General features: G+C 53.7%; 14 protein-coding genes. 6 read left to right on the plus strand and 8 right to left on the minus strand.

Going from position 1 to position 12620, the window contains the following annotated elements; translation table 11 throughout:
* Window positions 1-4: 4 nt before the first annotated feature.
* The 5 genes from HYI44_RS29370 to HYI44_RS08695 all read left to right on the plus strand — a co-directional run bounded on the left by HYI44_RS29370 (window position 5) and on the right by HYI44_RS08695 (window position 4150).
* Window positions 5-1261, plus strand: coding sequence for a DUF637 domain-containing protein (locus HYI44_RS29370; RefSeq protein WP_318653928.1), 1257 nt, complete (start codon window positions 5-7; stop codon window positions 1259-1261).
* Window positions 1262-1350: 89 nt separating this feature from the next.
* On the plus strand, window positions 1351-1773 hold the full coding sequence (locus HYI44_RS08680; protein WP_225569180.1) for a hypothetical protein: 423 nt from the start codon (window positions 1351-1353) through the stop codon (window positions 1771-1773).
* A 512-nt stretch (window positions 1774-2285) separates the two neighbouring features.
* Window positions 2286-2678 carry a DUF2846 domain-containing protein gene (locus tag HYI44_RS08685; RefSeq protein WP_225569217.1) on the plus strand — a complete coding sequence of 131 codons (393 nt, stop codon included), beginning with the start codon at window positions 2286-2288 and terminating at the stop codon, window positions 2676-2678.
* 256 nt (window positions 2679-2934) lie between these two features.
* Window positions 2935-3546: a hypothetical protein gene (locus HYI44_RS08690; protein ID WP_122838128.1), complete on the plus strand. Its 612-nt coding sequence runs from the start codon at window positions 2935-2937 to the stop codon at window positions 3544-3546.
* A 16-nt stretch (window positions 3547-3562) separates the two neighbouring features.
* Window positions 3563-4150, plus strand: a complete 588-nt coding sequence (locus HYI44_RS08695; RefSeq protein ID WP_225569181.1) for a hypothetical protein — start codon at window positions 3563-3565, stop codon at window positions 4148-4150.
* Window positions 4151-4365: 215 nt separating this feature from the next.
* On the opposite strand, the gene HYI44_RS08700 is transcribed toward HYI44_RS08695, so the two are convergent.
* Window positions 4366-4701 (minus strand): hypothetical protein, encoded by a 336-nt coding sequence (locus HYI44_RS08700; protein WP_225569182.1) that lies wholly within the window; start codon window positions 4699-4701, stop codon window positions 4366-4368.
* 600 nt (window positions 4702-5301) lie between these two features.
* On the opposite strand from HYI44_RS08700, the gene HYI44_RS08705 reads away from it, so the two are divergent.
* Window positions 5302-6240, plus strand: coding sequence for an NAD-dependent epimerase/dehydratase family protein (locus tag HYI44_RS08705; protein WP_225569183.1), 939 nt, complete (start codon window positions 5302-5304; stop codon window positions 6238-6240).
* A gap of 80 nt (window positions 6241-6320) precedes the next feature.
* On the opposite strand, the gene HYI44_RS08710 is transcribed toward HYI44_RS08705, so the two are convergent.
* The 7 genes from HYI44_RS08710 to HYI44_RS08740 form a co-directional block, all read right to left on the minus strand.
* A complete protein-coding gene (locus HYI44_RS08710) occupies window positions 6321-6707 on the minus strand; it encodes a teicoplanin resistance protein VanZ (protein ID WP_225569184.1) in 387 nt (128 codons plus the stop codon).
* Window positions 6704-8803 (minus strand): YjbH domain-containing protein, encoded by a 2100-nt coding sequence (locus tag HYI44_RS08715; RefSeq protein WP_225569185.1) that lies wholly within the window; start codon window positions 8801-8803, stop codon window positions 6704-6706. The genes HYI44_RS08710 and HYI44_RS08715 overlap by 4 nt, the downstream gene beginning before the upstream one ends.
* A complete protein-coding gene (locus tag HYI44_RS08720) occupies window positions 8800-9573 on the minus strand; it encodes a capsule biosynthesis GfcC family protein (protein ID WP_225569186.1) in 774 nt (257 codons plus the stop codon). The genes HYI44_RS08715 and HYI44_RS08720 overlap by 4 nt, the downstream gene beginning before the upstream one ends.
* Window positions 9570-10229 carry a YjbF family lipoprotein gene (locus tag HYI44_RS08725; RefSeq protein ID WP_225569187.1) on the minus strand — a complete coding sequence of 220 codons (660 nt, stop codon included), beginning with the start codon at window positions 10227-10229 and terminating at the stop codon, window positions 9570-9572. The genes HYI44_RS08720 and HYI44_RS08725 overlap by 4 nt, the downstream gene beginning before the upstream one ends.
* Window positions 10230-10243: 14 nt before the next feature.
* The gene (locus tag HYI44_RS08730; RefSeq protein WP_225569188.1) at window positions 10244-11350 is read right to left on the minus strand and encodes a polysaccharide biosynthesis/export family protein; all 1107 of its coding nucleotides are present in this window, start codon (window positions 11348-11350) and stop codon (window positions 10244-10246) included.
* Window positions 11351-11435: 85 nt separating this feature from the next.
* A complete protein-coding gene (locus tag HYI44_RS08735) occupies window positions 11436-11732 on the minus strand; it encodes a hypothetical protein (RefSeq protein ID WP_225569189.1) in 297 nt (98 codons plus the stop codon).
* A gap of 189 nt (window positions 11733-11921) precedes the next feature.
* On the minus strand, window positions 11922-12617 hold the full coding sequence (locus tag HYI44_RS08740; protein WP_318653926.1) for a WecB/TagA/CpsF family glycosyltransferase: 696 nt from the start codon (window positions 12615-12617) through the stop codon (window positions 11922-11924).
* Window positions 12618-12620 lie beyond the last annotated feature (3 nt).

Here is a 12620-nt window from a genome sequence, read left to right on the forward strand (position 1 = left end):
AGGTATCGGCCAGTTCGCCGCCAATCAGGGCCTGCAAAACGGCACCTCGGTGGCGCTGAACAAGATCATGGGGCAGGGCGGTGATCTGGGCAGCGCCCTCCAAACCACCCTGTTCAATACCTTGGCGGCGGCCAGCTTTAATGTGGTGGGGGATTACATCCCGTCGGTCGATGGTAGTCCGTCCAAGGTGATGATTCACGCCATGGTCGGTGGCCTGTTGGCGCAAGTCAGCGGCGGCGACTTCAAGACCGGCGCACTCGCGGCAGGCGCCAACGAAGCCTTGGTCGTCCAGCTCGATAGGTTGGTAGGTGGAAACGAAAACCTGCTGAGCATGACCTCGCAACTGGTGGGTGTGCTCGCGGCGGCAACGCAGCGGGATGCGGATGGCGACAGCCTGCAAACCGGGGCGTGGGTGGCGCAGAACGCTACGCAGTACAACTACCTGAATCACAAAGAAGTCGTAGAAATGCTTCGAGAGGTCGACGGTCAGTCGACTGAAGAGGGTAAAAACAGGGTTCGGGAGCGTTACGCCGAGCTTGATGAGAACAGAAACAAAGAGTTGAGCTCGCTCTGTCAAAGCGATCCGACGGGTTGTGACGCGTTGTCGACGCAACTTTTGAAGGATGATCCAAAGCTTAGGGCATTGGCAAACGATCTGAAAGCCCGTGGCGAATACAATCAGGCCGCCATCGTTGGCGTACTGATCACCAACAGTAACATTTCTGCTGGTTCTGAAATCGCTACCGAACTCGCAGCCGCTAGAGATGGTGACGATTCCAGATTTTCTACTGCCTTTGCTGGAGCAATGCTGGGTACCGTGCTTGGGGGGATGCGGCCTGGTGGTATCGGTGGTGCAAAAGCGGCAGGTGAAGCTGTAATACCTGTGTCGGGTCGTGTGCAATCTCGTATAAATATTGCCAATGGGCGCACGAAAACTACTCCGCTCCGTGATACTGGAAAACCTGTATCTGCGGGCTTTGATCACGTTTTGAAAGGTCATTTCGACGTAGAAGTATCCAATTCCCGCTCTGTTTTTACTATTAGCCCAAATGAGTTGAAGGGGGTTCTTCAGAGCGGCTCAGTCGTTAAGTCGCCTGTTACTGCGCTACCAGATGGTCAATTTGTAAGGACTGTTGATACGGGCAGAGCCATCGGAACTACTACGCTGAAAGATGGAGGTATTCCTACCTCTGTGATAAAAGTATTTACCGATAAGGCAGGCAATTTGATAACGGCTTTCCCAGCTAAGGCAGTGAACTAATGCGATCTCTCCCTGTGTATGTGTGGCGTGAACTTCAGTTGGCTGTGACGATGCTGGATGAGAATTCATCTTTAAAGGAGGTTCTCGGGATGGTTCTTTCGTGGCTTAGGGGGAACTACAAATACTTCACGGTTGAGCCGTTTTCGACCTATGGGATTGATGAGTTTTCGCATGTGGATGAGAATTTGATGCCCGTTGAGTTTTCGTCATTTCTGCCCAGCGATATAGCTCAATTTAAAAAAGTGATTTTTGGATATCAGGCTAATGAGGCAGAGTCTATTGCGAGATTTCTACGTGACACAATGGAAGCGTTGATAACTGTGGAAACTGATAAGCAATGCTCTAGGTGTCAATCCGATGGGATGCGTATTTTTATCGGTAGATATAACGGGTTGCTGGCTTACCAGTGTAACGTCTGTGGTCATTCCTATTACTCAGATGGGTCTAAGGTGGGTGGTGGAGAGTTGGAGTTTGTGACCGAGAAAAGACTACGAGAACTCAACATGATCTGATGTTGGCGCTTTTCACCCTCTGGTCGGGCACTCCAGAAACATGATAGTCGTGAAGGTGGCGCGTTCCCTAGAGTCAAAGGCAGTCTTCCGACACAAGTGATGTAATCGATCTTGGTGGTCGAGTGTAATCAGCTACCTGGAGTATCGCATGAGCCTCGTACGCCTGTTGAAACTGAAATATATCCGCCTGTTGAAGGGGGTGGAGTTTTGAATATGAAGCGTTTATGTCTAGGTTGAAACAGGCAGTTAAATAATTAGACTCTCCGTGCCTGCAGGGATAGGTGCGGTTTCGCGTAGTTTCAGTAATCGCGGTATCCCCGTACGCGGGAGCCCATATTCTGTTGGCCGAAATGGAATTATTTGTAGCAGGTAACTGAATTGCTTATATGAGCCTTTCATTTAACGTTTAACTAAAAAGGACGATTCACATGATCAAGTTAATCTCAAAAACTACAGCTGTTGTCTCGATCGCACTGCTTTACGGCTGTGCTTCTGCCCCATCAATGGAGGCGATGCAAGCGGAAGTAGCACAGTACTCTCTACCTAAAGCACCTGTTGCGGATAAGGGGCTGGTCTATGTAGTCCGGCCGAGCAATGCCGGGATGATGGTCCGCTTCAATGTCTTCCTTGACGACCAGGAAGCGGATTCGGAAATGGGTTACAACCGAGGTAACCAGTACATTTACTTTTATGTAACGCCAGGGCAGCACGTGATCAGCTCCAAAGCTGAAAATTGGGCGGAAATTACGGTAACTGCCAAGGCTGGTGAAGTCATTTATCTGAAGCAGGAAGTGGAGGTGGGTGTGGTGATGGCCCGGAACAGCCTGAAAGTACTGAACGATGTTGAAGGTCGTTATCTGGTGAAGGATGCTGCGCTTGGTACTATAGCTAAAGAGAGTAAATAACTGTTTGAAATCGGTGAAAAAGGTGCAGCAATACTCCTGAAGTGATGGACTTTAATCCAGGTGTCAAAAAACACCTGGATGGTCTGAAGGGTTGACCCAACTATAATTCTGCGGCGCTGCCCAGTCCCCAAGCTTATATCTTGAAGGTCGCTGTACTTACGGCTGCGTCCGTGATCTATCGATAGGGGTCTTCAGCTTTTTTTCATTGAGAATAAAATCGTTTTAACGAAAATTTCGTAAAGTTGTAGGATTACCCATGTTTAAAAGTTTCTCAAAACTCACAGCCATAATCACCATTCTAACAATGAGCGGTTGTGTCTCTTACAATGTCACCGGCCCAATCGGGGAACCCACACATCCCGCCCCCATTGCCAGCCCGCGTACTGCACAACTCGCCGACGTAAAGGTCTCCGTCCCGGACATGGACGCTGCTACACGTACCTCCATCAGTCGTTCGCTAACCACGCAGATCAAGCAATACGTGGATAAAGGCGGCTACTTCAAGCAAATCACCGAATACCCCACCCGTTTAGGTGAAAACGATGTGGTGCTCAACTTCAATATGACTTCGCTCAAAGGTCGTCGAACTCCGCATCCCGCCTATTTCCCCGGCGCCTTGCTCACACTGACGCTGTGGATCTGGGTCAATGGGCCCATCGACGTAGACAGCTTCGACTTGGCGGGTGATCTGCAGATCGTTGACCGGGACGGAAAAACGCTGGCGACTTCCAAGGAACAGGTCAAGTTCGAGCGCAATGTCGGCATTTACGGACGCGAACACTGGGCACCTACCATGGGTGCCAAACAATTGAGCGAACTGGTCTCAACGCTGCTTGATACCGCGACTGCGCGCTTGGCAAAACAGTAACTAAAAGGAGAACCACATGCTTGTATACATCAAACACGCCTTCATCCTGTCAGTCATTCTGATGTCAGGGTGCGCATCGTACTCGATGCATGAACTGCCGCCCTTACAGGCCTGGCCACTCACAGCAGATGCTGCACAGCAAAAGCCGACGACGTTCGTGCGCGCCACCGCGTTTTATCAGGCCAACGGCGGGGAGGGGCGGACGGTTGCCGGCGCTCCAGCTGCCCTGTGGGAATCGGCCATTGTTGATGCGTTCCGAGAGTCGGGGCGCTTTTCGCGGGTGACTTCCGACAAGGTTGACTCTGACATCTACGCCGAAGCCACGCTGTACAACAATGAACAGTTCAGCGTCGCCTCCGCCGTTGTGACCGGTTTGACCATGTTCATCATTCCCAGCACGGCGAAGAACACGTTTACCCTGGAAACGGTGTTCAAGGACAAGGACGGTAAAGAACTTGGGCGCATTCGTAAAAGCGAGTCGGTGCGTACCTGGATGCAGTTGGTGTTGATCGTTGCCCTGCCTTTCCAGCAAGACACTCGCGAAGTGGTGCAAACCCTTGCCCGCAGCACGCTGCAAGAAGCGGTGCACCGTCAGTTGCTGTAGAGCAGGCCGCTTGCGAAGCGGCCCTGGCTAAGCGTCGTGAACTGGTCTGGTATCAGGATTGGCTGACAAGGTTGCCTGAATTCCTGATAAAGATTCAGGGCCCGAGCCGCGACGAGAGTTCGCGGACAAGTCCATGCATCCCGAGCCCACAGGGGGGCAGGAATGAGGCTTGCCCGCGAAGGCGCCTGTTGAGACGCCTCAACTACCCGGGTTAATCACGCCACCAAAACAGCCTGAGGTTGCGGTCGCAATCGACGCTCAACCACCTCCAGCACATCACAGCCGTCGCGCAACGAAATGGCGCAGAGCAGGGCGAAGTCACTGAGGATGAACGACTCACACTCGATCGTGCCGCGCATAGCCAGGTTTTCGAGTACCTGGGTGACGGCCTCGATTCGATACTTGGCAGCGCTGATCAATACATCGAGTGGGGCTTGGGTGTCGACGAACAAGGTAGGCATGTCGTCGCAGTTGCTGGTAAGCGGCTTGAAGCGGTTTTCGGGGTAGGGAGCTGGTTTTTTGTAGGGAGGATCCGGAGTCAGTTTTTTCATTTGTTCAATCTCATGAGCATGAATATGAACTGCCAACAGCCTTCCTACGGGCTAGGGTGGCAGCCGTGCGCAGGATGTAGGAAACCGAGTGCTCATGAAACCTCGGTCACGCCGAAGCGTGTCCCACGCACAGCCGCCGCGAACGATCTTACGGACACTGATTAAGTGCCGCAATCAAACGACAGCGCTAATGCGTCATGAGCATGTAAGGGTTCCTACGCCCTACCACTGCATCCACAGTGGCAGCGAAAGGATATCCAATCAGCCCAATTCGCACCAGTTCATGCCGGTCGACACAGCTTGAAGGAAATTTCCGGAATCTTTGTACGAAAATTCCGAATCACTCCACGAAGGCGTTGGCGACTGTGAGAGAGGCGAGTCAGGAAAGAAATCAGAAATGGACTAGTTACCGGTTGGAGAAACTAGACGCCAACTCGCCTCGAAAGCGATCCCCTACTTATGGGATAATCACCCATTGCCAAACCGCAATATCCACCGCTCACATGCCTTGTGCCCATTCCTAAGCAATGCGCAGACCCGCAAGGCAAATCTTCGAGCCGAGGTAACCATTCCTCCCGAACTTTTCAATGGATTTTAAAGATGTCTAATGGACCTATCCTAATCACTGGCGGCGCTGGCTTCATCGGCTCCCATCTCACTGACGTCTTACTCGCCAAGGGTTACTCAGTCAGAATTCTCGACGACCTCTCGACTGGTAAACGCAGCAACCTCCCACTGGACAATCCACGGGTGGAGTTGATCGTTGGCGACGTTGCCGATGCCGATGTAGTTGCTCGCGCTATGGTCGATTGCCAGGCAGTCGCGCACCTGGCAGCTGTAGCTTCCGTACAGGCTTCGGTCGACGATCCGGTACGCACGCATCAGAGTAACTTCGTCGGTACGCTGAACGTTTGTGAGGCCATGCGCCAGGCCAACGTGAAGCGGGTGGTTTTTGCCTCCAGCGCTGCCGTGTACGGCAATAATGGTGAAGGTTTTGCTATCGACGAAGACACGCCTAAAGCGCCGTTAACGCCCTATGCCTCAGACAAGCTGGCAAGCGAGTACTACTTCGACTTCTACCGCCGCCAGCATGCACTGGAACCGGTCATATTCAGGTTCTTCAATATCTTTGGCCCCCGCCAGGATCCGTCATCGCCGTACTCCGGCGTGATCAGTATCTTCAGCGAGCGGGCACAGAAAGGCTTGCCTATCACTATTTTCGGTGACGGCGAACAGACCCGTGATTTTTTCTATGTAGAAGATTTGGTGGGATTGTTGGTGCAGGCATTGGAAGCACCACACGTTGAGGATGGTGCAATCAACGTTGGTATGAACCAGGCGACTTCGTTGACGCAGATGCTCGGAGTCTTGGCAGAAGTTTTAGGTGGGATTCCGCCCGTTAGTCACAGCCCGGCACGTGCGGGAGACATTCGGCATTCGCGCGCGAACAATGATCGCCTGCTGAAAAGATTCAAGTTGGCAGAGACAACACCCATGAGTATTGGTCTGGCGAAATTGCTGGGTAAACAAGCTTGCTGATCAGGTGGGAATAACAGTCTGGCCACGATTTTCAAGCGTGGCCAAATTTTCCTAATATGTGACGATAAAGCCGATAGACGCTATGCCGCAGGATCCGCTTCAAGCTTTTTGAGTCGCGAATTTAAGTATCCCCGCAGAACCAGAACAACCACCATCCCGCACAGAACCCCCGTGGCGTTAGCCACCATATCTCCCCAGGAAGCTGTACGCAGCGGCATCAAGCTCTGCTCCAGTTCGATCAACATCGAACCCACCAACGGCCAAAATAGCAGCCAGCCGAGCCGCGTACCGGGGAACGCCAGGTAGGCGCTCACGGTCAAGCAGGCGAAGCCGGCCCAGTGATGCAGCTTGTCCTGATTTTCGAATACCTGCGGCACCGGTTCGCCCCGCATGCCCGCGAAACACAGCACCAGCAGGATCACGAAAAACGCCAGCTTGGGCAGGACGCGCAGAATCCGCTGCTTCATTCGGTGACCTTGTAGAAGTTGTTGTGGAACAGGTCGATGTTGCGACGTTCTGTCAGTGTGTACAGCGAGTAGCTGCGACCCAGAGAAGCTCCACCGTCTCGAGTCAGTGGTGTCCACGCAAGGTTAGCCCGGCGAGTCGTCGAACTCGCCATCAATTCGTCGAACGGGATCGAGAAGTAGATACCTTTGCCGAAACTACCTTCACCGTATTCCTCTTTCGTTGCATTGGTGACCGTCACCCAGCCACCGAAACGCACGCCGTTGCTGAACTCGCGGGACAGATCGAGAGTAACACCCAGATCTTTCGCCAGATAGCGACCGACGCTCACCGCGCCAAGGATGTCCTGGAATGAACTCCGATAATAAAGCGTAGCGTTTCCGGTAATGGTGCTGTAATCACGCAGCCCCAAGCCCTGATCGAAATCACGCTGCTTGACCCAGTTCATGTCAACGCCAACTGCCCAGCGCTCGCCCATCGGACGGTACAGTGCTTCACCGCCGACGCCAGCGAACATCGATTCCAGATAGCCGCCGTACACCATTCCGTAGAGGTCTTCGTCCAGCTGCTTGACCTTGTTCAACTGGAAGGTCGGCATAGTCACTTCCGACGTCGTCATATACTGACGAAGGTCGGTTCGCACTCGCGGCAGGCCGCTGGGTGCGTCGTACTTGAACTTGTCGAAGTTGTTGATCAGGTTCGCGCTCAACAGGCCGCTCCACCACAGATCAGGCTGGAACCGGTACTCAGCACTCAAATCGGCACTGAATTGGTACAGCAGGAATCCGTCAGGACCGCCGACGTTCTGTTTGTACCCGAGGCCCAGGCCATAGGTGAACTTGTCCGGCGTCTTCGCGTACAGAGTTTTCTCCTGATGCGGTACCGGAACATTCTGCTCCGTTACCCGGCGAAGGTCTTCCAATGGGCGATCTTCTTGCACCACTTCGCGGAACGTATCCCGGGGCAGGCTGACTTCCTGGACCGGCAAGCTGTAACGGGTGTCGACCATAGTGAACCAGTCGATCTGATCGTTAACGCTGTTGTCGAGAATGCGCGAAGCACGGCCGACGGCTTTCGGCGTGTGGAAGTAGCGGCCCTGTTCACCGTAGACGATCAGCTCGGAGTCACGCTGGGTGATTTTTGACACGGTGTAGCCCGCGTTGTTCTGGAGACGCTTGGCTACGCCGGCCCATTGCACGTCCGTTGGCGCGGTGGTCGGTTTGACGTCCGGCACCGGTTCGGGTTTTGGATCGAAGCTCTTGGCCGGCGCCTTGCGGGTGGCGAAGTTGGTGTGCAAGGTGATGCCGAACATGGCGGTATTACCGCGTTCCCAGGCTGCGTGAAGGTCAACCGAATCAGTGGCCTTGAACACAAAGCCCAAGTTGATGGGGGAGTCCTGAACTTGATTGTTGGTTAATGGCTCGTGTTGGTAGTCGTTACCTTCATACTCTAATTTGAGCGATAACGGGTCCCAAGGTGTTTGATAGATGAGGCCGCCAAAGAACGAAGGCGAGCCGCGAAAATAGGTATTGCCGTTTAGATTACCCGCGTTTGCAATAGCAGCAGTCGACTCAGGTCGATCATTAAACTTATCATCTAATAACCCCAGAGGATTGCCGATATCGCCGCGGCTGCCGAGGTATCCCCAAGCAAGTCCCAAGCTCAGGTCGAGATTGCCGATACGTTTGCTACCAACGAAATATTCACTGGAGAAAAGGCCAGTACCACCAACGTCACGTGCGCCCAGCGCGACTTGTGGCGCCCAGTGACTTTCCTCGAGCAGCCGAATCTTTGCGTCAATCGCTTTATCCTTAGCGCTTTGGCTCCCGCTCAAGGACTCCGGGCCGTAAGTACGGTTGGTAATGGCGGTATAGCGGAATGTTCCCTCTAACCAATCAAAAGGTTGGAAGGACACACTGTATCTGCTGTAGGGATCCGTTCGGCTCGCGGTAAAAGATAGTTCTCCAGCTGGAGTCATCCGAGCGCTGGGGGTCTGCAACAGGCCCACACCACCAAAGTCGCTCTGTGTATATCGCGGCTCGGCCACTGCCCAAGTGCTACAGCCAATCAGTAGACAAGGGATCAAATTATACTTCATTGCTTCACCTCCAGCAGAGGCTGGGTGGCGATGAAAGTGGCCATTTCAGTATTCAGATCTGGTGTCGGATCACCCTTTGCGGTGCTGTACACGGGCACGTAAATCTTTGCTCCTGGCGCGGGCGGAAAAGACTTGTTTTCGTTCCACAGCGCTATACCTTCCTGGAAAACGCGGCCATCCGGCTGGATAACAAAAAGTACATCTCTGTCGGCACTAGGATCGCGTGGACAATTTTTGAGATAGCCAGTCGCCGTTTGCAAAGGTTCGTACGCCAGTTCGCACTCACCAATAACCGCGCCCTCGACCTTCACAGTGTTTGGTCGGGGAGGGTAAAGCAGTACATCACCATTGCTCAGGTAGGGGTTGTCTCCGCGGTTCAGTTCTACCCGCACCGGATCAAGTTGAGCCACTCGGCGGCCAGTAACCGGCATGGCTTGCACCTTGTCGATCAAACGCTCAGCCAGGGCGGCCAACTCAATTTCGTCATCCTGCAGCGCGTTGCTCTTCACAGTCGCGAGATCGAAGAGCACGCCCAGCTTCAATCGCTCCTGCGCATTGCGTAACGGTGTATGCAACCACGCAGCGCCAAGCAGATAAGCCTTCGGATTAACCTGAGCCGGAAGTAAAACATCGTGCAAGCGAGTCCCTTCCTGGAACGAATATCGCCCAGGTTTGGCAGCATCGCCCTGTACGGTGACCAGCGAGTCAGCATTTACGGCAAACGTCATGAGCAGGCTGCAGCAAAGCAGCCAGGAAGAACGAGGAATCATTGCACTACCGGCTTATTCGGGCGCACTTGAACAATGCGTAGGGGCAATTCGGGAGTCAGGTGTTGCACGCTGGCCATGATGAAGCCGTCGGCAGGGTCGACCCAATACTGGTTCCGCGCGGTGAAGCCCAGACCTTCCATGGTGATGTCCTCGTCAACGCGCAATAGCGCCACGTCGCGGTCGAGGATACGCACGGTTTCCAGGCCTTTTTTCTCAAAGCGGCTGGTGAGGGTTACGCCCATGCAATAACCATCTACAAAGTCCACCTGGCGGCGGGTCTGCAGGCCATTGGCAACGCGGTGCAAGCCCGCTTTGAAAGGTGATTCACCCTCAAAGCGAGTGCCATCGAGGTTGTTGTTGAAGCCAATGCTACGAATCGCCAAGCCGTCTTCGAGCATCAGGATCTGACGAGTCGAGGCCATCCAGAAACCAACACCATCCTGCTGACGCACCAACGCCATAACAGCTTCACCTGTGGGTGCCGCGATGGTGATCTGGTAGTACGGAGTTGCATCAACCTGTTGGCGGGTGAGTTCCAGTGGCTCAGGACCTTCGAAAGCGGCCTTGAGCGTATCCATGGAAGCGGTCATCAACGGGTTGCAGGCGCTCACCAGCAAGGAGGCCACCGATAGGGTGGCCAGTCGCAGAAATTTCACAAGACTTCCAATTCTTAGTTGTTGCTGCCCATGTCATCCTGAATGGCGACACCCGTGCGCAACAGGCTGGCCGAGGGGAATACTTGGCTGATAAAGCGGTTCCACCGGGTAACATCTGCCGGACCAACGTAAACCACATCCTGCGGTTGCAGCTTAAAGTGCTGGGCGAGAGCGAAGGCAGAGGGCGACTTAATGTCGATCTGGAACACCTTAACGGGCTCATCCGCTAGATTTTCTACCCCTCGGATAACATAAACCTCCTTACCGCTAGAGGTTTCTTGGCGTAGGCCGCCAACGCTGCCGAGCGCATCGGTAAGGTTCATGTTGCTCCCTTTGAAGACTAGGGCACGCGCTGCGAAAACCTCACCTAGCACGTATACTTTCTTTTGGTCATTGTAAGGAAGATGCAGTTGATCGCCGTTCTTCAAGTAGAGGGTGTGCAACTTCGAGTCTTTGCGATTGAGTGCATCAAGGTCGATTACATACTCACGACCGTCACGCTTGAGCACTAACCCTGAAATGTCAGCAGATTCGGGCTGTACAGCGCCTTGACCTATGGCCTCAAGAAGAGTTAGCGGAGTATTCGTGATGGGTAATTGTCCCGGCTTAACGAACGCGCCGGAGAGAACAACTTTCTGGCTGACGAAGCGCACGATGCTTACATCTACTTGGGGCTCGGCGATCACTTTGGCCAAGCGCGACGCGATGGTCGAACGCAGGGCTTCGATGGTTTTGCCGGCGGCTTCAATCGTCCCCACGTAAGGATAGAAGAGGCTGCCGTCGGGCCGGACCATGCGTCCGTTTGCTTCGATCGGTTGCTGCCCACCTGATGGAGCGGTCAGTTCAGGGTGGTCCCAGACCGTTATGTAGATCAGATCACCAGCCCCGATTGTGTACTCTGCCGGCTGGTAACCGAGTAATTCTGGCGCTACAACGTTGGACCGATTGGCGGCTGCCTCAACGGCCACAAGTTTTGGAGTGATAGGTACCAATTCGATCCGGCTACTTTCTGGTGAACCTTCACGAACCAAATTGGCTGTGTCCATATGCTGACCAGGGGAGAATATACAGCCTTGCAGGGTCAGGCCAACCAGCATGGCCAAGGGAAGCGCGCGATTCATTGTCGAAGTTGCTCGAAGGGGATAGGCAAAACAAAGCCTCCCAGCAGGGCTGGGAGGCTAGCGTATCGAACTGAAGCGGAGCCTGTTACCGAGCGGTACCAGTAGTGCCTGTAGTACCACCAGTGCCGCCAGTCCCGCCAGTGCCAGGCGTGCCGTCGTTACCGCCACCACCACCACCGCTGTTGGAGGCTGCTACACCGATAGCGACAAGACCAGCACCGATGGCCAAGCCAGTGCCGACTGTAACGCCGCCAGCGATAGGGGTAGACAAGCTGAGAGGAGCAGTCGTATCAGGTGCTGCTGCATTTTTAGGGGCTGTTTCAGCAGCCATCAATGGCAGGCTGAAGGTAGCTGCGACGGCCAAAGCCAGTAGTTTTTTCATGATCATGCTCCTTGAAAGGATAATCCCTGAGGGTTATTGAATAAGGGTATTGCAGTAAGTGTCTGTAATGCAAGCTAGCGCTTCGTCGAAGTGATTTTTTTTGCGATGTTTCCTTCTGGTTTAGCCTTCCAGGCAGGTAATGCACACAGGCCTTGCAGGCATGCAGACCCTGTTCAGATTGGTCAATGTCTATCTGAACAGCTGCTTCAACTTCTGCGAACACACTAGCCATGCAAAGCTGCAATTTGTGGTGAGATAACGTTTCCACATCCTTCCCGGCTCTTGAATCACGCGATAAAGCCATTCCAGTCCCCAATTTTGCATCCATTGCGGAGCTCGTTTGACTTTGCCGGCAACCACATCGAATGTACCGCCGACACCCATCACAAAGTCGACACCGAGCTGGTCACGCCAGCGGTTGATGAAGTTTTCTTTTTTGGGGGATGTGATCGCCACGAACAGCAGTCGCGCCCCGGAAGCACGAATTGTCTGAACCATGGCTGCTTCGTCGTCCCAGAAGTAACCATGATGAAAGCCCGCGATCTTCAACCTAGGATTTTGTGCCTGCACCTTCTGCACCGCTTGATCCAGGACGTCTTCTTTCGCACCAAGCAGAAAGACAGGAAAGCCATTAGTACTGCTCATGGCCAAGAGCTCATGGAACAGATCCACTCCGGCGACGCGCCCCGGAACGGCATGGCCAAGGAACCGAGCTCCTAGAACCACACCCATCCCATCAATGTTGATGATGTCACAAGAGTGAACGGACTCATTCAACTGTGGATCCTTACGCATATTCACAAGCTTGGCGACATTGACCACTACGTGCTGAGTGAAGCGACGATCTGCAACCGCAGTGCGAATGGCCTCTACTGTTTCGCTCATGCT

This window comes from Pseudomonas sp. Y24-6 (assembly GCF_020295325.1).
Classification (GTDB): Bacteria; Pseudomonadota; Gammaproteobacteria; order Pseudomonadales; family Pseudomonadaceae; genus Aquipseudomonas; species Aquipseudomonas gregormendelii.

What these genes read in the sequence shown, in the direction of transcription:
- HYI44_RS08680 (WP_225569180.1), top strand. Translation starts at nt 1,351, where the DNA reads ATGGTTCTTTCGTGGCTTAGGGGGAACTACAAATACTTCACGGTTGAG.
- HYI44_RS08685 (WP_225569217.1), top strand. Translation starts at nt 2,286, where the DNA reads ATGCAAGCGGAAGTAGCACAGTACTCTCTACCTAAAGCACCTGTTGCG.
- HYI44_RS08690 (WP_122838128.1), top strand. Translation starts at nt 2,935, where the DNA reads ATGTTTAAAAGTTTCTCAAAACTCACAGCCATAATCACCATTCTAACA.
- HYI44_RS08695 (WP_225569181.1), top strand. Translation starts at nt 3,563, where the DNA reads ATGCTTGTATACATCAAACACGCCTTCATCCTGTCAGTCATTCTGATG.
- HYI44_RS08700 (WP_225569182.1), bottom strand. Translation starts at nt 4,701, where the DNA reads ATGAAAAAACTGACTCCGGATCCTCCCTACAAAAAACCAGCTCCCTAC.
- HYI44_RS08705 (WP_225569183.1), top strand. Translation starts at nt 5,302, where the DNA reads ATGTCTAATGGACCTATCCTAATCACTGGCGGCGCTGGCTTCATCGGC.
- HYI44_RS08710 (WP_225569184.1), bottom strand. Translation starts at nt 6,707, where the DNA reads ATGAAGCAGCGGATTCTGCGCGTCCTGCCCAAGCTGGCGTTTTTCGTG.
- HYI44_RS08715 (WP_225569185.1), bottom strand. Translation starts at nt 8,803, where the DNA reads ATGAAGTATAATTTGATCCCTTGTCTACTGATTGGCTGTAGCACTTGG.
- HYI44_RS08720 (WP_225569186.1), bottom strand. Translation starts at nt 9,573, where the DNA reads ATGATTCCTCGTTCTTCCTGGCTGCTTTGCTGCAGCCTGCTCATGACG.
- HYI44_RS08730 (WP_225569188.1), bottom strand. Translation starts at nt 11,350, where the DNA reads ATGAATCGCGCGCTTCCCTTGGCCATGCTGGTTGGCCTGACCCTGCAA.
- HYI44_RS08735 (WP_225569189.1), bottom strand. Translation starts at nt 11,732, where the DNA reads ATGAAAAAACTACTGGCTTTGGCCGTCGCAGCTACCTTCAGCCTGCCA.
- HYI44_RS08740 (WP_318653926.1), bottom strand. Translation starts at nt 12,617, where the DNA reads ATGAGCGAAACAGTAGAGGCCATTCGCACTGCGGTTGCAGATCGTCGC.